The 26,352-nt window shown below is 60.5% G+C and carries 18 protein-coding genes; 10 read left to right on the forward strand and 8 right to left on the reverse strand.

Annotated elements, in window-relative coordinates; translation table 11 throughout:
- Positions 1–137 precede the first annotated feature (137 nt).
- Positions 138–1,445 (reverse strand): MFS transporter, encoded by a 1,308-nt coding sequence (locus A6U86_RS23700; RefSeq protein WP_244510062.1) that lies wholly within the window; start codon positions 1,443–1,445, stop codon positions 138–140.
- A 306-nt stretch (positions 1,446–1,751) separates the two neighbouring features.
- Between A6U86_RS23700 and A6U86_RS23705 the strand changes: the two genes are divergently transcribed.
- From A6U86_RS23705 to A6U86_RS23730, 6 genes are all read left to right on the forward strand, one after another.
- On the forward strand, positions 1,752–2,711 hold the full coding sequence (locus A6U86_RS23705; protein ID WP_068395885.1) for a hypothetical protein: 960 nt from the start codon (positions 1,752–1,754) through the stop codon (positions 2,709–2,711).
- A gap of 321 nt (positions 2,712–3,032) precedes the next feature.
- Positions 3,033–4,787 (forward strand): ShlB/FhaC/HecB family hemolysin secretion/activation protein, encoded by a 1,755-nt coding sequence (locus A6U86_RS23710; RefSeq protein ID WP_068395888.1) that lies wholly within the window; start codon positions 3,033–3,035, stop codon positions 4,785–4,787.
- A gap of 10 nt (positions 4,788–4,797) precedes the next feature.
- The gene (locus A6U86_RS23715; protein WP_083196962.1) at positions 4,798–15,156 is read left to right on the forward strand and encodes a YDG domain-containing protein; all 10,359 of its coding nucleotides are present in this window, start codon (positions 4,798–4,800) and stop codon (positions 15,154–15,156) included.
- A 198-nt stretch (positions 15,157–15,354) separates the two neighbouring features.
- Positions 15,355–15,837 (forward strand): invasion associated locus B family protein, encoded by a 483-nt coding sequence (locus A6U86_RS23720; RefSeq protein WP_068396120.1) that lies wholly within the window; start codon positions 15,355–15,357, stop codon positions 15,835–15,837.
- 10 nt (positions 15,838–15,847) lie between these two features.
- Entirely contained in the window at positions 15,848–16,360 is a 513-nt protein-coding gene (locus A6U86_RS23725; protein ID WP_068395894.1) for an invasion associated locus B family protein, read from the forward strand.
- Positions 16,357–16,866, forward strand: coding sequence for an invasion associated locus B family protein (locus A6U86_RS23730; protein WP_068395897.1), 510 nt, complete (start codon positions 16,357–16,359; stop codon positions 16,864–16,866). The genes A6U86_RS23725 and A6U86_RS23730 overlap by 4 nt, the downstream gene beginning before the upstream one ends.
- A 108-nt stretch (positions 16,867–16,974) precedes the next feature.
- Here A6U86_RS23730 and A6U86_RS23735 read toward each other — a convergent pair whose 3' ends face one another.
- Complete coding sequence (locus A6U86_RS23735) at positions 16,975–17,688, reverse strand: class II aldolase/adducin family protein (protein WP_068395900.1); 714 nt, start codon at positions 17,686–17,688, stop codon at positions 16,975–16,977.
- A gap of 96 nt (positions 17,689–17,784) precedes the next feature.
- On the opposite strand from A6U86_RS23735, the gene A6U86_RS23740 reads away from it, so the two are divergent.
- Genes A6U86_RS23740 through A6U86_RS23750 form a run of 3 tightly spaced genes read left to right on the forward strand, consistent with a single transcriptional unit; the run spans position 17,785 to position 20,703 of the window.
- The gene (locus A6U86_RS23740) at positions 17,785–18,279 is read left to right on the forward strand and encodes a MarR family winged helix-turn-helix transcriptional regulator (protein ID WP_083196964.1); all 495 of its coding nucleotides are present in this window, start codon (positions 17,785–17,787) and stop codon (positions 18,277–18,279) included.
- Positions 18,280–18,316: 37 nt separating this feature from the next.
- On the forward strand, positions 18,317–19,669 hold the full coding sequence (locus A6U86_RS23745) for an MFS transporter (RefSeq protein WP_158008775.1): 1,353 nt from the start codon (positions 18,317–18,319) through the stop codon (positions 19,667–19,669).
- A 41-nt stretch (positions 19,670–19,710) separates the two neighbouring features.
- Positions 19,711–20,703, forward strand: coding sequence for an ABC transporter substrate-binding protein (locus A6U86_RS23750; RefSeq protein WP_083196954.1), 993 nt, complete (start codon positions 19,711–19,713; stop codon positions 20,701–20,703).
- A 128-nt stretch (positions 20,704–20,831) separates the two neighbouring features.
- Here the strand turns inward: A6U86_RS23750 and A6U86_RS23755 are convergent, their stop codons facing one another.
- Together A6U86_RS23755 and A6U86_RS23760 are read right to left on the reverse strand one after the other, a co-directional pair.
- The gene (locus tag A6U86_RS23755) at positions 20,832–21,404 is read right to left on the reverse strand and encodes a YceI family protein (RefSeq protein ID WP_068395906.1); all 573 of its coding nucleotides are present in this window, start codon (positions 21,402–21,404) and stop codon (positions 20,832–20,834) included.
- A 30-nt stretch (positions 21,405–21,434) separates the two neighbouring features.
- Positions 21,435–22,313: a hypothetical protein gene (locus A6U86_RS23760; protein ID WP_068395908.1), complete on the reverse strand. Its 879-nt coding sequence runs from the start codon at positions 22,311–22,313 to the stop codon at positions 21,435–21,437.
- 181 nt (positions 22,314–22,494) lie between these two features.
- Here A6U86_RS23760 and A6U86_RS23765 point away from each other — a divergent pair, with 181 nt between their 5' ends.
- Positions 22,495–23,394, forward strand: coding sequence for a LysR family transcriptional regulator (locus A6U86_RS23765; protein ID WP_068395911.1), 900 nt, complete (start codon positions 22,495–22,497; stop codon positions 23,392–23,394).
- 119 nt (positions 23,395–23,513) lie between these two features.
- On the opposite strand, the gene glnQ is transcribed toward A6U86_RS23765, so the two are convergent.
- The 4 genes from glnQ to A6U86_RS23785 are packed head-to-tail and all read right to left on the reverse strand — an operon-like array spanning position 23,514 to position 26,315.
- Positions 23,514–24,242, reverse strand: a complete 729-nt coding sequence (gene glnQ, locus A6U86_RS23770) for a glutamine ABC transporter ATP-binding protein GlnQ (protein ID WP_068395914.1) — start codon at positions 24,240–24,242, stop codon at positions 23,514–23,516.
- Complete coding sequence (locus tag A6U86_RS23775) at positions 24,239–24,895, reverse strand: ABC transporter permease subunit (protein ID WP_068395918.1); 657 nt, start codon at positions 24,893–24,895, stop codon at positions 24,239–24,241. Before A6U86_RS23775 ends, glnQ begins: the two co-directional genes overlap by 4 nt.
- A 13-nt stretch (positions 24,896–24,908) precedes the next feature.
- Entirely contained in the window at positions 24,909–25,433 is a 525-nt protein-coding gene (locus A6U86_RS23780; protein ID WP_198929085.1) for a RidA family protein, read from the reverse strand.
- Entirely contained in the window at positions 25,434–26,315 is an 882-nt protein-coding gene (locus A6U86_RS23785; RefSeq protein WP_068395921.1) for a PhzF family phenazine biosynthesis protein, read from the reverse strand.
- Positions 26,316–26,352: the final 37 nt, after the last annotated feature.

Below are 26,352 nucleotides of genomic sequence, written 5' to 3' on the forward strand. Positions count from 1 at the left end.
AATAGGGAGCATTGGATATGCGACCAGCCGCGCTTATCAGGATTGTTGGTCTTCTGACAAAAGTTCTCGTTGGTGAGAGCAGGAAGCATAACAATCTCAATCCTTAAAAGGTGGCATTGCTTGGGGAACGTCGGCCCTTACGCTGCGGGCGATGCGCTGTTGTCCGGCTCCAGCCTATAGTTGAGGCTCGCCACCAGTGCCAAGGCCGAGGAGATGACAAGAGCGACGGTCGAAACGATGCTGAGTGCGATACCGATCTTGTTTGGATCGCCGATGATGTTCTGACCGATAAACCCGACCAGTGTCGGGCCAAGGCCCATACCGATGAGCGTGACGATCATGATGCCGACCGCGCTGGATACGCCGCGCATGCGCGCCGGCGTGATGTCCTGAAGCGCGGGAGGACCGTTTGCCACGATGATGGTGGTAAAAAATGACGCGATGGCTATCAGGACGAGCGCGGTGTTCAGGGTCGATGCGAAGGGGAGCGCTGCCGTGAACAGGGACGCGGCAAGCGCCCCGCCGAGCATGAGCATGGGGCGAGCGGCGGTAATACCGCGCCTGACCAGGATATCGCCCAGCACCGCGCCAAAGATCAGCCCGGAAACGCTGCAAGCGATAAAGATCGGCCCCAAACTGAAGCCGATGGCGATGGGCGGCATGTGAAAGGTGCGGATCAGCACGCTGGGAACCCAGGCGCTATAGCTGTAGGACTGGATCGCCGCGAAGGCCAGGCAGAGATAAAGGCTGGCGAGTTCTACCCGATTGTCGGCAAAATAAGACCGCACCTCCGCTGCGCCGGGTACCGTGCCTGGATTCGTCACGGAGCGTCTCGCGGGCTCTCTGAGGCTTGCCACCCAGAAGGCGATGGCGATACCCGGCAGCCCGATCACGACGAATACGATCTGCCATATATGCTCCGTACCGGGCAGAAGGAACCCATTGCCGGTCTGCAGCAACTGATGAAGAACCGTTGCTCCCAAAACCAGTGATAGGCCGGCTCCCATGAACGCGCCTGAGCTGTAAATGCCTATTGCGAACCCACGTCGCCGGCTTGGAAACAGATCGCTGATGAGGGAATAGGCGGCAGGCGTGAGGGCCGCTTCTCCCAGAGCGACACCTGCCCGGCACAGCAAAAGAGTTTCAAAACTGCCGGCAAAGCCGCAGGCGGCTGTCATGATGCTCCAGAGCGCGATTCCGACGGCGGCAATCCGTACACGGCTTCCGGTATCGACCCAGCGACCCAGCGGCAATCCGGCCGCTGCCAGGACAATGGCGAAGGTGAAGCCTTGCAGAAGGCCGATCTGCACATCCGTCAGATTGAGATCCTGCTTCAGGGGCTCCACCAGAAGGCCAAGAATCTGCCGGTCGAGATAGGACAAGGTGCAGGCAACGGTCAGGACGCCCAGGGTGTAGGACGGGCTAATGGGTCTGGCTACGGGCATCCGCTCAGTTCCTTTTGGGAGAACCAGTGGTTTTGGTGAGGTTTGTGACTCACGCTTTAGAATACCCACCTTTTTGGCGAATACGCCATTCGATCCCCTTCGCTTCTCAGATTTGGATAATATGAGAAACATTGTCGTTGACAAGTCATAAATGATGAGGCATTTACTTCTCATATTTTGAGAATGTGAGAAGTTTTTTAGCCTCGGCGGTACTGCCCCAGCGCGGTTCCGGGCAATGCGCGGATCGGCATGCTCAAGCGAGGACCTGGAATTATTGCGCTGGCTGATGCGCCAGCCGGAGGGCGCATGGAGCAGATTATAGAACGTCCGGCATCAGCGCCGCCTCTCGCAAGGCAGGGTGCTAATGTTCCGCCCTCTCGCGACGTCGGCAACCTGATTGCGCAGCAATCGTTCCCGCGCGCCGTTTTTTTCCTGGCTTCCGGGATGTTCGAGGCCCACAAGACGTCGCCGCGGACCGCTGCACTGTTTGCGACACAGCAGCGCTGGCTTCTAAGCCATGCGGCAATGGCGCATTTTTTCCGGCCCATCGGTGACATAGAGCCAGGCCTCAGTCGCCGGAGTCTTGGCCTTCTTGGAACCTTTCTTGGTCTCTCGAGCCGCAACACAGCCTATACGTTCTTCGAAGAATCCATGAAGTACGGCGTGATTCAGCTGATAGACGATCGGGCGGTTGGCCATGGTCGACTGGCCAAACCATCCCCGCAATCCCTGTCTCTCCTGGCGCTCTGGTACAACCTGCACTTCCAGGCACTCGATCTGCTCGATGACGGGCAAAGATACGCGCGCTTTTCCACGCAATGGGAAAGCTTGCTGCCATTGATCCAGCCGATCGTGGCGGATGCCTTGTTCTTCAGTCCGCAGGTGCGCGCGCCGGGACCCCATTACAGGATCTTCACCTCGATTGATTCAGGTGGCTGGCTGATGGACCGGCTGATCGCGGGTGTCGATCAGGAGAGCTTCCCGGGGCATGACCGGTATCTCACGGATGTCCGCTCGATTACCTATCTCGCCCGATCCACCGGTCTTTCGAACACGCATGCGAGCCGGAAGATGTCGGAAGCTCAATCGACCGGAGCGCTGGGCTGGATTGGGCGGCCGGGATATTCGCCGATCTGGATTTCTCGCGGCTTCTACGAGGAATATGCGCAGTTCCAGGCGCAAAAGCTGGTCATTCTCGATGGCGCGCTCGCGAAAGCTTTGGCCGGCGGGTGCTTGGCATTTCAAGGAGACCGTCATTGCGAATGAGGCAATCTGTCTCCCCTGGCCAAACTTGCGGAGGTTCATCTGCGCAAAGTTCCCAAGCCATCTCACGTCAAAAATGGATGCTGACGCCTGCGGCCATTTTGATTAGCTCTGGTCGGGGAAGAGGTTGTTGCGGCCATTTCGGGCGGCATTTTTTCGTGCATTGCGGCGCGCATTGAGAGAACAGCGAGCGGCCTGAAACCGCTCCAGAGGGAATTCCACGGCGACTGGAAACGGTTGTCGTGGACAAGGGATGAATAGAGGTTCGTTTTGATTTTCGGATACCGTTTCGCGCGATCTTGGGGGCTGGCCGTAGGCGTTGCGGTGACGGCACCGGCATGCGTTGCCTTCGCCCAGACAGCATCGCAGGTGACACCGCAGACGTTTGAACCGCAACTGCAGAAGCAGAGCAGCGGCATCGTCATTCCCGAGGCCTCAGGCCCCGTTGCGCCGAAGGGCGCCGAGAAGCTCACCGTACGGCTGAAGAGCGTCAGGATCGAAGGCGGGCTCCCGGGCTTTGCCGATGACGAAACACGTGTGACGAACAGCCTGACGGACAAGCAGGTGACTGCCGCTGCCCTGTTCGAGGCAGCCGGTCAGCTCGAGCGTGCCTACGCGGCAAAGGGATACGGTCTGGTCCGCGTGGTGCTGCCGGCCCAGCGCCTGACCGACGGAGCGGCGTTACGCATCGTCGTTATCAATGGCTTCCTCGAAACCATCGACACAGCACACCTTCCCGACAATATCCGTGAGCGCGTCGCGAGAATGCTGGCACCGCTGGTGGGCAAGAAGGGGATTTCCAACGACGAGATCGAGCGCCAGCTGCTATTGGCCGGCGATCTTCCCGGCACGGTGCTGCGCTCGACGCTGTCGCGCGGCACGCAGCCCGGCGGCAGCGTGCTGACGATCGAGGCGCGCTACAAGCCGGTGACCGGCTTCGTTTCGGCAGACAACAATTCTACCGAGGCCCTGGGCCACTACAACACCGGCGTCGGTCTCGACTTCAATTCCGTGTTCGGCTTCGGTGAGCTTTTCTATCTCAGAGCCTCCGGCGCGCCGCGTTTCGGCGGCGACGAGGGCTATTTCACCGGCTCGCCGCGCAACCGGTCGCTGGCCGGCGGCGTGACGCTGCCGATCGGCATCGACGGCTTGACGCTGAACCTGGAGGCGACCGCCTCGCGCACGACGCCGGAGGCCGGCCTGTTCGGGTTGCAGTTCATGTCCGACTTCACCCGCTATTCGGCGCGGCTTGCCTATCCGTTGATCCGTTCGCGGGAATTCACTCTCAACCTCAATGGCGGCCTGGACGTACAGAACGAAGAGCTGGAGCTGCTCAATGGCGGCGGCATAAGCCTGTCGAAAGACCGGCTGCGCATCCTGCGCACCGGCACCGATCTTTCCTGGTATGTGTCGGGCGATGCGCTGGTCAGCGCAAGCCTGACCGGCTCCTTCGGCATCGATGGACTTGGTGCGCGTAGTGCGGCCGAGGCGAGCGCCAGCGGTACGCCGCTGTCGCGCCAGGGAGCGGATGACGATTTCCAGAAGCTCGAAGTGACGCTCGGCTATCGCCAGCCGGTTGCCGAGCATCTGACCTTCGATTTGCGGGCAAGGGCACAGACCTCCTTCGGTCAGCCGCTGCTTAATTCCGAACAGATCGGTATCGTTTCGTCCGCGGGCCTGTCGAGTTTCCCGGTTGGGGCCATGCAGGGCGATTCCGGTTTCGTGCTGCGCGCCGAGGCGCAATTCCCGTTCACGAGCAGCTTCACCCTGCCGTTCGGCTGGCCCGATTTGCCGGCCCAGCAGGGCACCAACCTTCCGGATGGCAACAGCACGGCCGGCGCGGTGGTGATCTCGCCTTACGTGTTCGGCGCCTATGGCGGCGTCAAGCTCTTCAATCCGACGGTCCTGGAAAGCGGCTTTTCGCGTGGGGCAGCCTACGGCATCGGCCTGCGACTGGCGGCGGCCGAACAGGCGAGCTTCAACAGCACCAACGTCAATCTCGAATATGGCCGCATCGAGCGCTTCGGCGATGGCGATGACGATAGCCGCTTCACCGTCTCGGCGGCATTTCAGTTTTAGGGCAATGGCAATGACCAAACAAATGACCCGCATGACGCTTTCGCATAAGACCCGCCTTGTGGCGCTGCTCGCCTCGACGGCCCTGGTGCATTCGACGGTGGCGCTGGCGCAGTCCTTGCCGACAGGCGGACAGGTGGCGGCGGGTAGTGCCTCGATCGGCACGCCATCGGCAGGTGCGCTGACGGTCACCCAGACCAGCGGCAGCGCCGTTGTCAACTGGCAGAGCTTCAACGTCGGCAAGGGTAACCGCGTTACTTTCGTTCAGCCGGATGCGAATGCCGCTATCCTCAACCGCGTCACCGGCCAGACAAGCTCGACCATTGCCGGGCAGATCAATGCCAATGGCCAGGTCTACCTGATCAATCCGAACGGCATCGCCATTACCAATTCAGGCACGGTGAAGACGGGCGCGTTCGTCGCCTCGACGCTCGGCATTTCCGACGACGACTTCATGTCTGGAAAAAGAACCTTTACCGGCAATGGCGCGTCGGCGCCGGTAACGAATGCCGGCACGATCACCATCAACCGCGGCGGCTACATGGCGCTGATCGGCGGCTCGGTCGCCAACTCCGGTGTGATCACCGTGCCGATGGGCAAGGCCGCACTTGGCTCGGGCGAACAGGCAACACTGGATCTGTCCGGCGACGGCTTCCTGCAGGTGGCGGTGCCGACCAAGGCAGGCGGCAATCAGGCACTGGTCAGCAATAGCGGCAGGATTTCCGCCAGGGGCGGCACGGTACAGCTGACGGCGGCGGCGGCCAAGGACATGGCGCGGCAAGCGGTCAACATGTCCGGCACGATCGAGGCAAAGGGCGTGTCGGGCCGCAGCGGCGATATCGTGCTGTCTGGCGGCGATGGCGAGGTTGCTGTTTCCGGCCGGATCGATGCTGGCAACGCCAAGGGCGCGGGCGGCAAGGTGCAGGTGACCGGCCGCAAGATCACGCTTGCCGGCGCAAAGATCAATGCCTCTGGCAAGACGGGCGGCGGCACGGTCAATATCGGCGGCGAGCGTCAGGGCAAGGGCGCGCTGCAGCGGGCCGAGACGCTGACGGTTGATGCCAACACGGTTATCAATGCTGACGCGATCACAGCGGGCAATGGCGGCAATATCGTCCTGTGGTCGGACGATCTCACCCGCTTTGCCGGCACGATCACGGCGAAGGGTGGGACGTTGTCCGGAAATGGCGGCGAGGTCGAAGTCTCTGGCAAGGCAAAACTCTCCTACACCGGCCTGACCGATCTGACCGCAGCCCAAGGCGCCTTCGGCAATCTGCTGCTCGATCCCTATAATGTAACGATCTCGACAGGGACGGGCAGCAACACCGATGGCGGTTTCAATGCCACCGGCAATGACAGCATCATCAACGTCAACACGCTGACCAATGCGCTGGCAACCGCCAATGTCAGAGTGACGACCGGATCGTCGTCGGATGCGAACAATCCGCAGGCCGGTACCATCACCATAGCCGCGCCGATCGCCTGGAATGCACCGACGACGCTGACGCTTGCGGCGGCCTCCGATATCAACATCAATGCTGCGATCTCGGCACATAATAGCGGGCTGATCGTGTCGTCCGGCGGCACGATCACGACGATGGCTGCGGTGGATATCGGCGCCTTCATCCTCGCATCGGGAAGCTGGGTGCAGAACGGCGCCGTCTTGCCTGCCTTCTCCGCGCAGGACTTCCGCATCACCGACGGCACGTCGTTCCTGCGCGTCACCGGCGGCGATGGGACCAGCGCCACACCCTATACGGTCGCGGATGTCTATGGCCTTCAAGGCATTGGCTCATCCAGTGACTATCTCTCGGCCAAATGGAAGCTTGCGGGTGACATCGACGCCTCGGGTACCGCGATCTGGAATAATGGTGCGGGGTTCGATCCCATCGGCGATGGTAACATCACCTTTACAGGTAGTCTCGACGGCGCGAGCCATACGATCACCGGGCTGACCATAAATAGGCCGAACACCAACACCGTTGGCCTGTTCGGCATTATCGGCCAGGGCGGTGGGGTCTCTGGTCTTGGCCTGGTCAACGCCAGTGTTTCGGGCCGATCGATGACCGGCGGGCTCGCGGGCTCGAACGCCGGCGGGATCGTCCAGTCCTATATCAGCGGCAGCGTTTCAGGGGCGACTCATACCGGCGGCCTCGTTGGTTACAATACAGGTGCGATCAACCTATCCTACTCGACTGCCTCGGTCTCGGGAGGCATGAATGTTGGCGGCCTGCTCGGCATGAACTTCGGTACGATGAACCAGGTTTATGCATCCGGCGCGGTCTCGGGGATGGGCAATTTAGGTGGCCTTGTCGGTGGGAACAGCGGCACGGTCGTGGCGTCTTACTTCGATATGAGCACGACCCTGCAGTCGTCAGGTGTTGGTAATGGTTTCACCTCCGGCATCAGCGGCCTGAACTCGACGCAGGCGCGTAGCGCGTCGAACTATTCGGACTGGGATTTCAACGCCTACTGGTACCAGTCCGGAGACCTGCGCCCGATCCTGCGTTCGGAAGCGGCGGCAGCCGACGCAAACGGCGTCGTCACCATCTCCAACCTGCACCAGCTTGCGCTGATGGGCGCGAATCTGGCGGGTAACTACAAACTCGCGGTCGATATTGACGCGGGCGCCGCGGTCGGCACCAATGCTGCCGACATCTGGTCGACCGGCGGCTGGGTGCCCGTCGGCACCTACGGCACCGCCTTTACCGGCGTCTTTGACGGTGCGGGCCACACCATTACCGGCCTGGTGATCAGTCGAGCGGCTAGTTTTCTCGGGCTGTTCGGTAACTCGGCGGGAACCATCCAAAACATCGGGCTGATCGGCGAATCTGTCTACGGCTACTCCTATACGGGAGGATTGGTCGGTAACAATACCGGCACGATCAGTAACGCTTATGCGACCGGCACGGTCAACGGCATGCAATATGTCGGAGGGCTGACAGGATGGAATTCCGGTTCGGTCAGCAACAGTTACGCCACTACTTCCACCTTCGGCAACTATGATGTCGGTGGATTGGTCGGTCACAATCATGGATCGATCAGCAATAGTTACGCCACCGGCGCAATCTACGGCTCGAATACCTATGCTGGTGGTCTGGCCGGCTTCAATGATAGCACAATCAAATTTGCCTATGCCACTGGCGCCGTAAGCGGCAATACATATGTCGGCGGATTGGTGGGCTATAATGATTCCGGAAGCACCATAGACAATGCCTACGCCTCCGGCGCGGTTAACGGGAGTGTCGCTGTTGGGGGCCTGGTGGGCCGAAATTTCTACAGCACCATCACCAACAGCTTCTGGGATGTCTCTACAACCGGCCGATCCAGTGGTTACGGCCAGTCCTTTTCGGGCACGTTTTCGGCGATAGGCCTCACCACCGGGCAGGCGCGTAGCGCGTCGAGCTATTCCGGCTGGGATTTCGGAGGTGTCTGGTATCAGGCCGGGGACATGCGCCCTATCCTGCGCTCGGAGGCCGCGACGGCGGATTCGAACGGTGTGGCCAGCATCTGGAATCTCCATCAGCTTGCGCTGATCGGTGCAAACCTTACGGGCAACTATACGCTCGCCAACGATATCGACGCCAGCGAGACGTCGGGCGCCAACGCCTCCGGCATCTGGTCGACAGGCGGCTGGGTGCCACTCGGAAACATCAACACGATGTTCAGAGGCAGCTTCGACGGCAACAACCACACCATCAACGCCCTCACCGTGACCGGCTACGACCAAGTTGGTTTGTTCTCAGTCTCGGCAGGCTCGATCAGCAATCTTGGGCTCGTTGGCGGATCGGTCGCTGGTGTCCGCACCGACGTCGGCGCGCTGGCCGGCTGGAACTACGGCACGATCAGCAATTCCTACAGCACTGCTACGGTCTCCGGCCTGTTTGACGTCGGCGGGCTGGTTGGCATGAACATCGGTACGATCAGCAGTTCTTATACCACCGGCTCCGTCAGCGGCAGCAACGCCTTTGTGGGTGGGCTGGTTGGCTACAACTCTGGCGCGATCATCAACGCCTATGCGACCGGTGCCGTCAGCGGCGGCGCTATCGGTATGGGCGGGCTGGTGGGCAGCAACTCGGATAGGGGGGGCACGATCAACAACTCCTATGCCACCGGCTCCGTCAGCGGCGGCAGTCGTGCAGGTGGTCTGGCGGGCGACAACGGCGGCACGATCACCAATGCCTATGCCAGCGGTGCTGTTAGTGGCACCGACACTGTAGGTGGGCTCGTAGGCGGGAACTACGCCGCTGCCACGATCAGCAACAGCTACGCGATTGGCGCCGTTAACGGAGCCGGCGGCGGGCTGATCGGCCAGAACGACGGAACCGTCACGGCTTCGTTCTGGGACATGGCCATGACCGGACAAGCCTCGGGCATCAATACCGGCTCCTCGGCCGGAATGACCGGCCTTACCACAGCACAGATGCAGAATCCCTTCAGCTTTATCAATGCTGGCTGGGATTTTGCCGGTGTCTGGGGCAAATCGACGAGCGGCGCGAATGATGGCTACATGATGCTGCGCGCGCTCAGCACAGGGCTTTACGATGACTATGTCTCGATCGGCAACGGCACGCGTACCTATGGTGACTCGAATACCAGAATCACCGGCGCGACGCTGACGGGAGTCTGCACAGGCAATGTTTCACTCACCTGGGGCAACGCCATCGCGTCTACGACGAACGCCGGAACCTATAATTATTCGGACCCCAACATCGTCTCGGTGACGGAGACCGGTCCCCGCACGGCCTATGTCGATTATAGCGGCACATTGACGATATCGCAGCGCGTGCTGAGCTTCACGGGCGGTCGCACCTATGACGGCAGCACCGATGTTACGGCTGGTAATCTGACGCTCGGCAATCTCGCCAACGGCGAGACCCTGACATTGGCTGGCGCGGGCTCCATGGCCGACAAGAATGTCGGCACCGGCAAGGCACTCTCGCTCGGCACGCTGCTGCTCGGCGATGATACCGGCCTGGCCTCGAACTATATTCTGGGCAGTGGCACGGTCGACATCGCCAAGGCCACCATCGCCTCGATTACCGGCATCACTGCCGACGACAAGACCTATGACGGCACAGCCGACGCGACGCTGGTGACCTCCGGTGCCGGCTTCACCGGCATGGCCGCGGGTGACGCGCTGACGGTTGCGACGGCCATCGGCGTCTTCTCCGACAAGAATGCCGGGACCGGCAAGACCGTTGGCATCACTGGGCTTTCGCTTGGCGGTGCGGATGCGGGCAACTACACGCTCATCTCCGACACTGCGACGACGACGGCGGATATCGCGAAGGCCAGCATCGCCTCGATCACCGGCATCACCGCTGATAACAAGACCTATGACGGCACTACCGCTGCGACGCTTGTGACCTCCGGCGCAGGCTTCACCGGCATGGTTGCGGGTGACGCGCTGACGGTTGCGACGTCCATCGGCACGTTCTCCGATAAGAATGCGGGAACCGGCAAGACCGTTGGCATCACCGGGCTTTCGCTCGGCGGCACGGATGCGGGCAACTACACGCTTGCTTCGGATACCGCGACGACGACGGCGGATATCGCGAAGGCCAGCATCTCCTCGATCACCGGCATCACTGCCGCCAACAAGACCTATAACGGCACCGTCAACGCGACGCTGAACACGTCAGGCGCCGGCTTCACCGGCATGATCGCGAACGATGTCCTGACGGTCGGTAGCGCCACCGGCGCCTTCTCGGACAAGAATGTCGGGATCGGCAAGACAGTTGGTATTACCGGGCTTTCGCTTGGCGGTGTGGATGCGGGCAACTATACGCTTGCTTCGAACACCGCGACGACGACTGCGGATATCGCCAAGGCCTATGTGTTCTTCACCGGCATCACCGCCAGCAGCAAGGTCTATGACGGCACGACAACAGCCACGGTCAATATCTCCACTATCCCGGCGGTCAACACCGATGACATGCATGTGGCCTACACGAGTGCCAACTTCTCCGACAAGAATGCAGGCATTTCCAAGACGGTCGCCGTCGATGGACTTTACATAACCGGCGCGGATGCCGGCAATTACCAGCTCGCCATCACCAGCCACAACACTTTTGCCACCATAACGCCCGCCATCATATCCTCGATCGACGGCATCACTGCCAATGGCAAGACCTATGACGGTTCGACCACAGCGACGCTGAATACATCGGGTGCCATCTTCAACGGCGTGATCGCAAACGATAATTTGACGGTCGCCACTGCGCTGGGTGCCTTCTCCGACCAGAATGTCGGGACCGGCAAGACGGTGACAATCTCGGGCCTGACACTGGGTGGCATCGATGCCCTGAACTACAGACTGGACACGACGACGGCCGTAGCACTCGCCGATATCGGCCAGAGAGTAATCTCGCTTTCGGGCAGCCGTACCTATAACGGCTCCAGCGACCTCGATGCCTCGATCTTCACGCTGTCGAACCTCGTCGACGGCGAGACGCTGACGCTGTCCGGCACCGGCTCGATGGCCGACAAGAATGCCGGTTTGGGCAAGGGCGTGACGCTCGGTTCGCTGGCACTGGGCGACGATACCGGCCTTGCTTCGAACTATACGCTGAGCGGCGGCACCGACATCGCCGACATCGCCAGGGCGGTTATCGCCGTCGGCGGAATCACCGCCGGCAACAAGACCTATGACGGCACGACCGGCGCAACGCTAGACACCAGCGGCGTGATCCTCAACGGCAAGGTCACGGGCGACAATCTGAGCCTCGGTAGCGGTTTTGCCGGCGCCTTTGCCGATGCCAATGCAGGGACCGGCAAGACGGTGATGGTCTCCGGCCTCAGCCTCGATGGTTCCGATGCGGCCAACTATACACTGTCGTCGAACCCGGTGACGACCACAGCCGATATCGGCCAGCGCGTGATCAATCTCTCGGGCAGCCGAACCTATGACGGCTCCGCAGATCTGGCCGCCTCGATCTTTACGCTGTCGAACCTCGTGAGTGGCGAGACGCTGACGCTGTCGGGCACGGGCTCGATGGCCGACAAGAATGCCGGCCTGGGCAAGGGCGTGGCGCTCGGCTCACTCTCGCTTGGCAATGGCACGGGCGGTGGACTTGCCGCGAACTATACGTTCACCGGCGGCACCGACACGGTCGACATCGCCAAGGCGGTGATCTCCTCCATCGGTGGCATTACCGCCGGCAACAAGACCTATGACGGCGCGACGACCGTGGCGCTCGACGCGTCGGGTGTGGTCTTCAACGGCATGGTGGCGGGCGATACGCTTGCGCTTTACGCCGGCTTCAGCGGCGCCTTCTCCGACCAGAATGCCGGATCGGGCAAGACGGTGAACATCTCCGGGCTCAGCCTTCTGGGGGCAGATGCCGGCAACTACACGCTGGCCTCGAACGTGGCGACAGCCACAGCCGATATCGGCCAGCGGGTGATTTCGCTGTCGGGCAGCCGCACCTATAATGGTTCTTCCAATCTCGCAGCATCGATCTTCCAGCTCTCCAATCTGGTGACCGGAGAGACGCTGTCGCTGTCGGGCATCGGCAGGATGGCCGACAAGAATGTCGGCACGGCCAAGAACGTCAATCTCGGCACGCTCACCCTCGGCAATGGTACGGGCGGCGGCCTCGCTTCGAACTATACTCTGTCGGGTGGAACCTATACGGCTGATATCACCAGGGCGGTGATCTCGTCGGTCACCGGCATCACCGCGAGTGGCAAGACCTATGACGGTTCGGCCATCGCGACGCTGAATACATCAGGCGCCATCTTCAACGGCATGGTCTCTGGCGACAGCCTGACGGCTGGCGGCAGCACGGGCGCCTTCGCGGATGCCAATGCAGGGAGCGGAAAGACCGTCAACATAACGGGCCTGAGCCTCGGTGGCGCCGATGCCGGCAACTATTCACTCGCCTCGAGCACGGCGGCGACCACAGCCGATATCGGCCAGCGGGTGATCTCGCTTTCGGGCAGCCGTACGTATGACGGTTCCAGCGATGTCGATGCTTCGATCTTCACGCTGTCGAACCTCGTCGGCAACGAGACCTTGACGCTTACAGGCACCGGCTCGATGGCGGACAAGAATGCCGGCTCCAGCAAGGGCGTGGCACTCGCCTCGCTTCTGCTCGGCGACAGCATCCACGGCGATGGCGGCCTTGCCTCGAACTACACGCTGGCTGGCGGCCTCGATACCGTCAACATCGCCAGGGCGGCGATCTCTTCGATCGGCGGCATTACCGCCGGCAATAAGACCTATGATGGCTCCGCCAATGCGACGCTGAACACTAACGGTGCAATCTTCAACGGCAAGGTCACCGGCGACACGCTGACGCTCGGCGGCGCTCCGATCGGCATCTTCGCCGATGCCAATGCCGGCACCGGCAAGGTGGTCAGCATCTCCGGACTCAGCCTCTCCGGCGCGGATGCCGGCAACTACACGCTGGCCAATGCGACGGCCACGACGCTGGCCGATATCGGTCAGCGGATCATCTCACTGTCGGGCAGCCGTACCTACGACGGATCGGCGGATCTCGATGCGTCGATCTTCACGCTGTCCAATCTGGTGGTCGGCCAGACGCTGACGCTGTCGGGCACCGGTGCGATGACCGACAAGAATGCCGGATCCGGCAAGGCCGTCGCGCTCGGTTCGCTGGGTCTCGGCAATGGCAGCGGCGGTGGACTGGCGTCGAACTATACACTGATCGGCGGCACCGATACGGCCAGCATCGCCAGAGCGGTGATCTCGTCGGTCAGTGGTATTACGGCCGGCAACAAGACCTATGACGGCACGACCGGTGCTACACTCGATGCCTCGAACGCAGCCTTCAACGGCAAGGTTCTGGGTGACAACCTGACGCTTGGCAGCGGCGCGATCGGCGCCTTCGCCGATGCCAATGCCGGCAACGGCAAGGTAGTCAGCATCTCCGGGCTCAGCCTTGATGGCACGGATGCGGCCAACTACACGCTGGCGGATGCAACTGCCACGACATTCGCCGATATCGCCCGCCGTGCGATCACGGTCGCCGCCAATGGCGACAGCCGGGCCTATGGCGATGCCAACCCGGCGCTTTCCTATGTGATCGGCGGGGCGGGGCTGGTGAGCGGCGACAGCCTGTCGGGTTCGCTGGCGACGAGTGCGACCACGGCCTCGAATGTCGGCACCTATGCCATCACCCAGGGAACGCTCGACAACTCAAACTATGCCATAAGCTATACCGGCGCCGGTCTGACGGTGGTCCCACGGGCCATCGCCGTCAGCGCCAATGCGGCAAGCCGCGCCTATGGCGATGCCAACCCGCTCCTCAGCTACACGATCGGCGGCGCAGGCCTCGTCAACAACGATACGCTGTCGGGAGATCTTGTGACTTCGGCCACTGGCACCTCGAATGTCGGTGCCTATGCCATCACGCAGGGGACGCTTGCCGCCTCCGGCAATTATGCGCTCACCTTCACCGGTGCCGACCTTACCGTCAGCAGGCGGGCGATCACGGTTGCGGCCGGCAATGCCACCCGCATCTACGGCGATGCCAATCCGGCGTTTTCCTACACGGTCGGCGGCGCCGGGCTGGTCAACAACGACAGCCTCTCCGGCACACTGGCAACGTCGGCCACGGCGAATTCAGGCGTTGGCAGCTACGGCATCGGCCAGGGCTCGCTTGCCGCCTCCGGCAATTACGACCTGACCTTCCTTGGCGGCACACTTGCGGTCACGCCGCGCGCCATCACCGTCGTGGCCAACGGCGCAATCCGCACCTATGGCGATGCCAACCCGGTCTTCACCTATGTCGCAGGCGGTCTCATCAATGGCGACAGTTTCTCGGGCAGCCTTGCGAGCCCGGCAACGGCTACTTCTGGTGTCGGCACCTATGCCATAGAACTTGGTTCGCTCGGCAACGCCAATTATACGATCAGCTACACCGCCGCCGGCTTGACCATCACCCCGCGCCTGATCAGCGTCATCGCCTCGAATGCCAGCCGGGTAACCGGTGCCGCCAATCCGACCTTCGCCTATACGATCGGCGGGGCTGGTCTCGTCAATGGCGATCGATTGACCGGGGCACTTTTCTCGGCGGCCGACCGGCGCTCCGCCCCCGGCAGCTATGCCATTGGTCAGGGGACGCTTGCCGGTTCTGCCAACTATGATGTCAGCTTCGTCGGCGGCCTGTTGACGGTAACGGCAGCGCCATCGAGCCCGACCACGGATCTGGCGAGTGCGATCGTGCCGCGATCCTATGCACCGGGCACAGATCCGCTGCCGCCGGTGCCGGGGGGCGAGAAAGACACCTTCTCCTTTGCGGATGATGGCACTCGGGACTTCCTGACCGATCCGCGCTTCGCCGGAAGCGTCGTCTGCTTTGGGGACGGAATGAGCTGCATCGTTCAGCCGCCGACGCCGTAACCACAAGATGAACCCGTGTCTTGTTCGGCTCTCGCGCAAAGCCACCTGTGTGGCTGCCATGCGCTGGAAGTCAGTGGTGGGGCGCTCGGCAAACCCACGCAATCCGCATTTGAAGAAGGAATTTGCAACGTGACAATCATCGACAATCTTCAGCGACAGTCACGAGCCGTTGCCGGATCGGCTGCCCTTGTCGGCCTTCTGCTTGCCGCTGCCTCGGCCCCGGCGGCACCGCTCCCCGGTGGCGCCGGTTCGCTCGTCGAAACCTATCAGGACTGGATTGTCGCCTGCCGGGCGGAAAACAATGCGACGCAGTGCGTGATGCGGCAGGTCCAGAGCAACAAGGACACCGGCCAGAACGTCCTAACGATCGAAGTCGCCAATAGCGCCGATGGCAAACTGCAGGCAGCGCTGCTGATGCCGTTCGGCCTGGCGCTCGCCCAGGGCGTGACCGTGCGGATCGACGATGCCCCGGCGGGCAGTCCGGCCGCCTTCTCGACCTGTATTCCGCAGGGCTGCCTTGCATCGATCAGCTTCGATGCCGGGCAGGCGGCAAAGCTCAAGACTGGAACCAATCTCAATCTGAGCGCGACGGCGCTCGCGCCGCCTCAGCCGGTCGCACTCAAGGTCTCCTTGAAAGGCTTTTCCGCAGCACTTGCCCGTGTCGGCGAGCTGACCAAGTGAGAGATTTGAGATGGCCGCCGATACCACCCGCGTAGCCGCTCGCCCGCGCTCCCTGCGAGAAGTCCACGGCGAATGGACCGTCTTTGCCCCGCTCGATACGGAGAGCTTACTCCATGAAGCGTCCTGTACGATCTCACAGGTGCAGCTTGACGAGGAAACACGTAAGCGCCTGCTGGTGATTGAGCTGCGCCCCAGAAAAGGGCGTGTGACAGGCTCGCTCCTGCTGCCGTCGGGCTTGATGCGCGAGCCCGGCGTCGTGCTGCAATTCGAGGAGAGTGAACCGGGGCCTGCCCGGCAAATCCAGACGGCATTGCCCAACGGTGTTCTCGTCGATCTGGACTTTGACGAGGCTATGACCGTGCTGTTGATGTCCAGCCACCGCCTGCATGTGATGGCGACAGCCGACACAGGTGAGGAAGTCAATTTCTCCATTCCGCTCAGTGGTTTCTCCAGTGCGCTGGCACGCGCTCGCCACCACCAGGCATGCTCGCATTCCATCAAAAAGGACAGACGTTTCCCATGACCGACCAGATCGCTCCCAATCCGATTGTCGCCACCCCAACAGTCCGCCTGCCCGGCGGAGCCGATGCCGTGCGTGAAATCCACGGCGACTGGCTGCTCATCGGCTCCGTTCAGCCGGGCGAAACCGGGGCCCAGAAAACCTGCGTCATCGCCCAGGAACAGATCCACAACGACACGCGCCAGCGGTTGCTCCTCATCGAGTTGCGGCCAGAAGCCGGGCGGATCAAGGGTACGCTCGTCCTGCCATTCGGTCTCCTGTTCCAGAAGGGCATCGTCCTGCAGATCGATGAGCACAGCCCGGCACCCGCCGTGCCGTTCCGCACGGCCCTGCCGATGGGCTTCGTCGTCGAACTCGAGATCGACGCCTTGCGGCTCGCTCTGCTCAAGACCGGCAAGATATTGCATGTCCACGCGATCGTCGCCGACAAAGGCAATCCAGTCTCGTTCGGCATTTCGCTCAACGGGTTTTCGACGGCACTTGCGCGTGCGGAGGCCGTTCTGCGCTGAGGCACGCCTGCTCTCGTCGATCGCACCTTTCCACTGGGCAAGACCGGCGAGGTGGTGATTGCGGGTTTGGAGAGTTCCAGGCGGAGACTTCAAGAGTCGCCTGGACCTTCATCGATTGTCGGCGGCTCGTTTCCAGAGATCCCAAGCTCTGCCGATCTGCGCGAAGTTGGCGGCATCGGCTGCCTCGGCTTCGGCCAGCGTCAGGGGCACGATGTCTCCCATCTTCATTGCTTCCGATTGAATTTTCGCGTTCTTTTCAAGGTAGACAGATCGAAACACTGCTTCCTGCAAGCTTCCGCCGACGACGGTGGAACCGTGGCCCCTCATGAGTATGGCTGCGTGGTCGCCCAGGGAGTTAGCAAGTTCGCTCCCTCGTTCGGCATCACGGATCAGCAAATCGGTGCCATCTCCAAACGCTTCCCTGATCTCGAACACGGGCGCGCCCGCGCCAAGAAAGCCGCACATGTGGCAAACGGGCTGCAACCGAAGCCCCCTGACAATTCCGAACTGCACCAAGGTCGCGCTGTGACTGTGAACCACCGCATGAACATCCGGGCGTCGCTTGTAAATTGCGGCATGGATGAAGCGCTCGAGGTAGAGTTTCGGTCCTTCGGAGTTCGCTGACTCTCCGTCCAGATCGAGGTCGACTATGTCATTGGCCGTCACAAGGGCCGGGGCAAGGCTGCGAGAGATCAGGAAGCGATCTGCCCGGTCGGGGTGCCGTACGCTCACATGGCCGAATCCGTCGACAACCTCCTCATTGAAAAGGATGCGATTTGCATCGACCAGATTCGCAACGGTGCTTTCAAAATCAGTTCTCATCTCACTTGACCTAAAATAGTATCTATTGATACCGTATGGTACCTTACGATATTTAGCGGGACGTTGCTCATTGGGCAATCCGGGAGAGAGGAAAAAATGAAAAAGGTGATCGGCGCGGAAATCAGGGACGATCTCGAAGACATCGTTCCCGGACAACTGACGGAACGAAGCCTTAGCTACCTTGTTCGCCACGCCCATCGCGCTTTCGTCAGGTGCTTGGCAGAGGAGCTGGCGCCTTATGATCTGAACGTTGCCGAATGGGCTATCCTGCGCGTTCTCTGGCAAAGGGAGGGCATGACCCAGGTCGAACTCGCCCAGCGCATGCGCGTACACAAGGCGTCACTGACGCCCACTTTGACCGCTCTGGAGCGCAAGGAATGCATCCAGCGCATTCGTGGCGAAGACCGGCGCAAGATTCATCTGGAGCTGACCGAGAAGGGCCGCGACCTCGAAAAGACGCTCGTGCCCTACGGCATATTGAACAACAACCTGGCGCTCGCCCGGATCAATCCGCGCGATGCGGAAACGGCTCGCCGCGTGCTTGAGACCATCATCGAAAATCTGGATGGAAGCTCGCACGAAAAAAGCTGAGCGCGCTTACGAAAATTTTGATCCGTGGGAGGAAATCATGAACGAAGCAGGCGCAATTGATGTCGCAGCATTGATAGATGCCGAGCCGATCGGGGCTCGGCAATGGGCAATAATCGCGCTATGCGCCGGTGTCGCCCTGCTGGACGGGATGGACGTTCAATCGATAGGGCTCGCCGCTGCTGGAATAGGGGCGGAGCTGAACATTGCCCCAACCAGCTTCGGCGCCGTATTCAGCTCGGCTTTGGCGGGTCTGGCGCTTGGCGCGCTGTTTCTGGGGCCGCTCGCAGACCGCGTTGGCCGCAAGCGTGTCCTGATCGGCTCGACGCTTATGTTTGGCCTCTTCACACTGGCCACCGCGTCCTCGCAGTTCTTTTCCCAGCTGCTGGCCTATCGCTTTCTGACCGGTATCGGCCTTGGAGGCGCAATGCCAAGCTTCATCGCTCTGGCGAGTGAATATGTGCCAAGCCCTCGGCGTGCAGCGATCGTCAGCCTGGTCTGGGCAGGCTTTCCGCTTGGCGGCGTGGTGAGCGGCCTTCTCGGTGCACATCTGATCCCGACTTACGGCTGGCATTCGATCTTCTGGGTGGGCGGCCTTTTGCCGATCGCGCTGGCCGTCGCTCTGGCGGTCCTGATGCCTGAATCTGTGGCATGGCTCATCAACAATCGCCGCGGCGAACAACGCATTGCGTCGGTCATGACGTGGATCTTTCCACGCCATAACTTCGGCGCTGTGCGGGAGTTTCTCTATTCGAAAGCTGCGGATCGCTCCACCAGCGTTTCCGAGCTTTTCAGTGAGGGCCGGGGGCCCGGCACGATCCTGTTCTGGATCGCCTTCTTTTTCGTGTTCATGATCCTCGTGACGAATTCCGCTTGGACACCCCTGCTTCTGAAGTCGCAGGACATTCCGGTTCAACAGTCCTCGCTGGCTATGGCCGTCTACAATTTCGGCTCGATCTTCGGCTCGGCAGGTGCTGGCTATCTCATGACGCGCTTTCGCCCCAAGATCGTGCTCGCCGTCAGCATCATCGGCGGAGCGGTTGCCTATGCGGCAGTGGGCCTGATTGCGCCAATGTTTTCCGGGGTTTTCATCGCAGAGGCATTGTTTGGCCTCCTGATGGGATGCGGCAGTTCCGGTCTGATCGGCCTTGGCGCAGTCTATTACCCAAGCACCATTCGTTCCACCGGCGTGGGCTGGGCCACAGCAGCCGGGAGGCTTGGCTCCTTCTGCGGACCACTCTTGATCGGCTTTTTCGTGACGGCCACCTTCAGCCCGCCTGCCATCTTTGCGATCATTGCCGGCGGCGCCTGCATAAGTGGTCTCGCCTGCATGATCCTTCGGTTGCCGGGCTCGAAGACTGATCCACTCGGAACGCCCGCATTGGCCGATTGAGCAATCGCACAGGCATCGCGGCCATCATATAGGAGCTTCCGATGAGCAGACTTTCTCTGTCGCTTGCCATGGGCAATTACGACCGTACTCGCGCTCTGCTGGACCGGCGTGTGTTGATTGACGGCATCGACCCGGTCTTCAACGTGTTGTCGCCGGAGGAGATGTTCTTCCGGTCCTTTCGCCATGAGGCGTTTGATATCAGCGAACTGTCGCTTTCATCCTATTGTGTTGCGCTTGCGCGTGGCGACGATCGTTATCTCGCCGTTCCGGTCTTTCTCTCACGCGCATTCCGGCATACTTCGATCTATGTTCGCACCGACAGAAATATCGATGCGCCCGCAGATCTCAGGGGAAAACGCATCGGTCTTGCCGAATATCAGCTGACCGCCAATGTTTGGGTCAGGGCCCTGCTTGAGGACGATTACGGCGTGAAGCCCTCTGAAATAAGATGGGTTCGCGGCGGGATGGACACACCAGGCAGGCCGGAGAAAATCAAGGTTGAGCTGCCCGGCGATATCCATATTGAAGCGGCGCCGGAGGGCAGGTCTCTGAACGATCTTCTTCTTTCGGGAGATATAGACGGTTTCATCGGTCCGCGCGCGCCGCGATGCTATCAGGAAAGACATCCGAAAATACGTCGCCTGTTTGCGGATACGATCGACACCGCCAGCTCCTATTTCAGGCGAACGGGGATTTTTCCGATCATGCACATTCTGGGAGTTCGCCGGGAGATCGCCGATCGATATCCGTTTGTCCCGGGCGCTCTTTTCAAGGCCTTTGAAGCGGCGCGCAAGTTCGCCTTGGCCGAGCTGGAGGACACGTCGGCGACCAAGGTCACCATGCCCTTCGTCGAGGATCACCTCGAAACGGTTAAAAACCTCATGGGCCCGGACTACTGGTCCTACGGCGTGCCGAACAATCGCAAGACATTGGATGCATTCCTCTCCACCCATTTCCGCCAGGGCCTGTCTTCGAGGCTGCTGACGGCGGAGGAACTGTTTCATCCCTCGACGCTGGAAGCGTTTAGCCTGTGATCGCCTGCGCGGTTTGGCCAATGTCCAGGTGCATGCCAGGCTGCGCGAGCGCCTTCGGTGACATCGTCAGTGGCACCAGATTCAGCGTCGGAACGCCTCACAAGAAGCGCTCCGACACTGGAGCATTGTTACTTTGCTGCGTGAGCTTCCGTGGAGATGTCGACGGTGATGTCATCGCCGATATAGGGGAGATAGGTCTTTATGCCGAAGTCCGAGCGTTTGAATGTCGCCGTAGCATCGAAACCGACGGCGTCATCCTTGGTCATGGGATGAACGCCGATCTTGTTGAGCGTGACGTTCAGGGTGACTGGCTTGGCGACGCCGCGAATGGTCAGGTCGCCTGCGATCGTGCCGTGCGTGTCATCGGTTTTCGTGAACGTCTTGCCGACATAGGTGATAGTTGAAAACTCTGCAGTGTCCAGCCAGTCGGCACCCTTGAGGTCCGTATCGCGCTGCGCGAAGTTGGTGTTCAGGCTGTCGGCCTGGATTGTTACGTTGAGCTTGGAGGCGCCAGCATTCGCCGGATCAAAGCTCAGCGTGCCGGCCACGGTGGCGAAGTAGCCGAGTACGTGCGAGAAGCCGACGTGGTCGATCTTGAAGGCGACGTGCGTATGGGTGGGATCGATCGCGTAATCCGCCGCGAAGGCAGGAGCGGCGATCGACGAAAAGGCAAAAAGCGCCAGTGCGAATTTCTTGTTCATTCAACTAATCCTTATGGGGGTGGGGTTGGACTACGGATGGAAAGCGTCGGCGTGACGAAGATAGGCAAGGCACACGACGGCGATGCTCGGAATGAGCGTCGATATTCCGACGACGATCTGGCTCAGGCGTGGGACTCCCGCCTGATTGCGTGGAAGCGTGAGCCCAACCAGCTGGCCAAGGATTAGAGACAGGCAAAGCAGGATCAGAAGCGCGAAATCCATCTTGCCATTGATCAGTGTGACACTGTCGTTAAACGCCAGCACCGCTCCAAGACCTGACAGGATGCCGGTCCAGCCGAGAGACGCTGACGGAAAGATGAATTGAACAAGACCGAGGCCTCCAAGGCCTGCGGCAAATCCGGCGAACAGGCCCAGGCCCGTTGACGAGCCGCCGACGAGCGCAATCGGCGCATATCCCACAGCAAGCGACAGCAATATCGAGATGCTGGCCACCGGCCCACGGCTTGCGTCAGCCGGGGCGGAATCGATCGCGCGCACCCAGAGAAAAGCAAAGGCACCGACGATGATGAAGAGGAGGGCGATCACCGCCAGTTCGGCGCTGAACGCAGTCGTCAATCGGTTGTAGCCGATCCATGCAATCAGCAAGGCCGGCGCGATCGCGGCACTGGCGGCGGCCACAGGGCGCTTCTTCAGGCCATAGTCGAAGAGGAGGCCGAAAGCAGCCAGGCCGATCACTGAATAGAAAACTTTTCCCGTAGAAGCGATCGGCGGAAAATCCGGGATCGTGCCATAGGCGGAATAGTAGCTGGCTAAAAATACAGACGCAGGTGTCAACCGGCCGATGGGAGTAAAAAAGCAGCCCAGGATACCGCCGGCCAGCCCCACCGCCAGCCCGACAACCACCATCATCACGATAGGATTATCGAATATTGTCGCAATGCCCTGCATGAATATGGCCCATCAAAAAGAATGGATAGTGGCCGGTCATCACAAGCCCGGCGGCAAATTGGTTCGATGAAGCCGGGTAAGCGAGTGGGGCGTCAGCGTTCTGCCGTCAGAAGTGAGCTTTTCATCTCTGTTGATCAAGATGGCTTTTGTTGAAGAACCGTTTCCTATAGGTAGATGATCTATGGATACCTTGATGAGCCTCCGCGTTTTCGTCGTCGTCGCCGAATTTAAAAGCTTCTCCACCGCTGCGACGCGCCTGAAGCTTTCACCTGCGATGGCGAGTAAGCATCTGATGCATTTGGAAAGCCGGCTGGGCACCCGGCTGCTCAATCGGACCAGCCGTCGCGTAAGCCTGACAGAAAGCGGTACGCTCTATTTCAACTACGCAAAGCAGATGCTCGACGGGCTGGACGAGGTGGAGGCGGCCGTCAGCAATGTCACGGTCCTGCCGCGCGGTACTCTTCGGTTGAGCGCACCCGTTTGGATCGCGAATACTTTGATTGCCCGCGCCTTCGCCGACTACCATCGCCGCTACCCGGATGTTCGGCTGGACATCGATATCAGTGGTCGAATTGTCAATTTGGTCGATGAGGGTTTCGATCTTGCGCTGCGTGCAACGCTGCCCGACCGTCTTGATCCCAGCCTGATTTCGCGGCCCTTGGCGAAGGTTGCCTTTCATCTGGTCGGATCGCCCGCCTATCTATCGCGCGCAACTCGTCCGAAGCGGCAAGCCGACCTCGATGGCCACTCCCTCCTGCTCTATAGTGGAATGGGTGAGATAGGCAGCGTGGTCGTGAACAGCTCAAAAGATGCCGGCGCGCTCAAGTTCCGCATCGTGATGCAGAGCGAAAACGAGATAATGCTTCATCAGGCTGCGCTGGAGGGTATGGGGCTGGTTTTCCTGCCGACCTGGATGACGCAAACCGATATCGCCGATGGCCGGCTGGAAGAGGTGCTTCCCGATGTCACGACGTTTTATGTGAACCTGTACGCCGTCTATCCAAGCAGGAAATTCCTTTCCGCCAAGGTTCGCACATTCGTTGATTTCCTGGCTTCCCAGGAACAGCTTTGCTCTGGGTAAACCTCCACGCGATAGCGTGCGAGACCCGGTGCGGATTTCTACCGGTGGAGAGCAGGGTCTTGGACATTCTCAATCCAGAGAAATGGCTAAGCGATTCTTGAAGAACGCCGATGGCTGAATTAATGCACATGCCGCAGGAAATCTCGAAACCGCTCGCTGGGCGGCTCCGTCAGCAGTTCGTTCGGGCTTCCGTCGTGGGCCAGTTGACCGCGATCCATGAACAACAATCTTGATCCGACGCGCCTCGCAAAGCCGATTTCATGGGTCACGACGACCATCGTCATTCCTTCGACGGCGAGGGTTTGCATGACCTTGAGAACTTCCTCGCGTAATTCGGGGTCTAGCGCCGATGTGGGTTCGTCGAACAGCATCAATTTCGGGCCAACGGCCAGGGACCGTGCAATTGCGACGCGTTGCTGTTGTCCTCCGGACAACTGCGAAGGATAATGCTTCATCCGTTCGGCAAGGCCGACTTTTTCCAGCAGCGATGCCGCTATGTCCCTTGCTTCTGCCTTTGTGCGGCCTCTTGCACGAATTGGTCCGAACATCACGTTCTCTATCGCCGTCAGGTGCGGAAACAGGTTGAATTGCTGGAAGACCATTCCGGCTTCGAGCCTGATCCGCCGTATGTCGCTTTGAGAGCCCAGCACGCTGATGCCATCGACCTTGAGGTCTCCGCCACTGATTTTTTCCAGAACATTGATGCATCGGAGCATCGTCGATTTACCGGAGCCGGACGGGCCGATCACGACTGCCACTTCGCCGCGATCGATGGCAAGATTGATCGGATCCAGAACGAGGTGGGTGCCGAATTTCTTGGTGGTGTCCTTAAACTCGATCATGCTCATGGCAGGCGCGCTCCTCGTTCGACCAGACGCAGGCTGAATGCAAGAATGCTGATGACAATCAGATAGATCGCGGCTACGGCGGTCCAGATTTCCACGGCATGGAAATTTTCCGACATGATTTCCTGTCCGCGGCGGGTGAGTTCTCCGACGCCGATAACGAGGAAAATCGAGGTGTCTTTGACGACGCTGACGAATTGGTTTCCCATTGCCGGCAGCGCGCGGCGGAACGCGAGGGGTGCAATGACATGGGCCAGAACAGTGCGGAAGCGCAGCCCCATGGAAAGGCCGGCCTCCTTCAACCCCACGGGGACGCCGTCCAGTGCCCCGCGAACGATCTCCGCATTGTAGGCACCCGAGTTGACGATCAGCGTTATGATGGCGGCGCTTGTCGCGCTGATGCGGATTCCCATCATGATCGGCAATGCAAAATAGATGAACATGACCTGGACAACGATGGGCGTGCCGCGGATCAACGCGACATAGATCTGTGCCGGCACGACAGCCAGCCAACCGCCATAGGTCAATACGGCACCGGTAAGCGTGCCCAGCACCATGCCGCCCGCCAGGCCGCCGATGGCGATCAGGATCGTGAGCTTTAGCCCGTCGAGCAAATCTGGCAGGGCGGATACCACTGCGCTCCAATCGAACGTCATGAGAAATCCCCCGTCAAAGGCATTGGGTTACTTTCGGTAAGGCGGTTCCTGCATCCCGCGGAGGATTGGCTATCAGCGAGACAACCAATTCAATTTCCAGAAGCCCGCAATTCGGCAGGCTGGAAACGCCCACCGCCGATCGCGAGTGAACTCCCTGCTCTCCGAAAATGGCGTGGAGAAGCTCGGACGCAGCATCCAGCACGGCGGAATGGGCGGTGAAGCCGGGAACTGCGTTTATATAGCCCCGCATGAACAATATGCGGTCGAAACCATAGGCATTCTCGACTGCGGTCAAGGCACTCAGAGCCCGCAGTACGCAGGTCTCGGCTGCAAGCTTTATGGTGTGAGAAGAGGTGTTCTCATCGACGGGTCCACAAATCACGTCGTCCCCGAGGCGGCTGACCTGACCGCTCACATAGGCTATCCCGTTATGGACCGTCACGCCGACATACTTGCCCCGTGGCCTCGGCGCTTCGGGAAGCTGCAAACCCAGTTCGCCAAGGCGAGCGCGAAGATTGTTCTCCATGAGGCCGCGCATTCAGGCGCCAATCCGAACGGCACCGCCGATCCAGCATCCTTTCGGGCCGCTATCATCCATGTGAAAGCGAACGGAGATGGCGGATGGGCGTTTCATGGCGCGTCCCTGGCGGATCGTGATCTGCCTGTCAGATCGTTCCACAATCCCGTTTTCCAGCAACCCGAACGAAAGGGCGGATGCGGCAATGCCGGTCGCCGCATCTTCAGGATAGCCCGATGATTGCGGGAATTGTCTTGCGTCGAATATCTGTCTCGCATGGTCGAGAACCGCGTAGGGATAGAGCCCGGTCGAGCCAATGCGCGTGCACACATCCTCCATTCTAGAAAAGTCCGGACGCAGGCTCGAAAGCACGGCCTCGCTTTTCAATGGAATGAGGGTTTTTACCCGGCTGGTTCGAGCATTCTGGATAGGGTAGTCCGCAAGCTCAGATGCTTGAATGCCGAGCACGCTGACGATATCCGCGATTTGCGTCCGCTCGTCGGGGAGGGGTTCGACGATCCCCGCCGGCTGCGAAATTTCCACCTCGGCGCCCTGCTCGGAATGGCCGAGAACGCGTGCTTCGACCTTTCCGCTCTTCGTCGATATCGAGACTTCCGGGCGCGGCAGCCTGCCGAGACTATCAAGGAGCCATACGCATCCGATAGTGGCATGCCCACACATCGACATCTCGTGATTGGGCACCCAAAAACGGAAATCGAAGTCACATTCCGTGTCTGCGGAAGCCGGAAGAACAAAGCCGCTTTCGTGACCATAGGCTCTTGCGACGGACTGCATCTCCACGTCCGTCATGCCTGTTGCGTCAACAACGATCGGCGCCGGGTTACCGCCCTGCGGCCCCGTGGCAAATACACTGACGACTTGAACCTTATCACTGGTCTGCATTGCCTATCCTGCCCTCGCATGCAACGTGAGCTGTCAG

Origin of the sequence: Rhizobium sp. AC27/96 (assembly GCF_001692325.1) — a bacterium.
Classification (GTDB): Bacteria; Pseudomonadota; Alphaproteobacteria; order Rhizobiales; family Rhizobiaceae; genus Rhizobium.

Excerpts from the sequence above, each read along its gene's own strand:
- A6U86_RS23745 (WP_158008775.1), top strand. The coding sequence starts at position 18,317 with ATGAACGAAGCAGGCGCAATTGATGTCGCAGCATTGATAGATGCCGAG.
- A6U86_RS23715 (WP_083196962.1), top strand. The coding sequence starts at position 4,798 with ATGACCAAACAAATGACCCGCATGACGCTTTCGCATAAGACCCGCCTT.
- A6U86_RS23725 (WP_068395894.1), top strand. The coding sequence starts at position 15,848 with ATGGCCGCCGATACCACCCGCGTAGCCGCTCGCCCGCGCTCCCTGCGA.
- A6U86_RS23740 (WP_083196964.1), top strand. The coding sequence starts at position 17,785 with ATGAAAAAGGTGATCGGCGCGGAAATCAGGGACGATCTCGAAGACATC.
- A6U86_RS23735 (WP_068395900.1), bottom strand. The coding sequence starts at position 17,688 with ATGAGAACTGATTTTGAAAGCACCGTTGCGAATCTGGTCGATGCAAAT.
- A6U86_RS23755 (WP_068395906.1), bottom strand. The coding sequence starts at position 21,404 with ATGAACAAGAAATTCGCACTGGCGCTTTTTGCCTTTTCGTCGATCGCC.
- A6U86_RS23760 (WP_068395908.1), bottom strand. The coding sequence starts at position 22,313 with ATGCAGGGCATTGCGACAATATTCGATAATCCTATCGTGATGATGGTG.
- A6U86_RS23700 (WP_244510062.1), bottom strand. The coding sequence starts at position 1,445 with ATGCCCGTAGCCAGACCCATTAGCCCGTCCTACACCCTGGGCGTCCTG.
- A6U86_RS23775 (WP_068395918.1), bottom strand. The coding sequence starts at position 24,895 with ATGACGTTCGATTGGAGCGCAGTGGTATCCGCCCTGCCAGATTTGCTC.
- glnQ (WP_068395914.1), bottom strand. The coding sequence starts at position 24,242 with ATGAGCATGATCGAGTTTAAGGACACCACCAAGAAATTCGGCACCCAC.
- A6U86_RS23750 (WP_083196954.1), top strand. The coding sequence starts at position 19,711 with ATGAGCAGACTTTCTCTGTCGCTTGCCATGGGCAATTACGACCGTACT.
- A6U86_RS23730 (WP_068395897.1), top strand. The coding sequence starts at position 16,357 with ATGACCGACCAGATCGCTCCCAATCCGATTGTCGCCACCCCAACAGTC.
- A6U86_RS23705 (WP_068395885.1), top strand. The coding sequence starts at position 1,752 with ATGGAGCAGATTATAGAACGTCCGGCATCAGCGCCGCCTCTCGCAAGG.
- A6U86_RS23780 (WP_198929085.1), bottom strand. The coding sequence starts at position 25,433 with ATGCGCGGCCTCATGGAGAACAATCTTCGCGCTCGCCTTGGCGAACTG.
- A6U86_RS23785 (WP_068395921.1), bottom strand. The coding sequence starts at position 26,315 with ATGCAGACCAGTGATAAGGTTCAAGTCGTCAGTGTATTTGCCACGGGG.
- A6U86_RS23765 (WP_068395911.1), top strand. The coding sequence starts at position 22,495 with ATGGATACCTTGATGAGCCTCCGCGTTTTCGTCGTCGTCGCCGAATTT.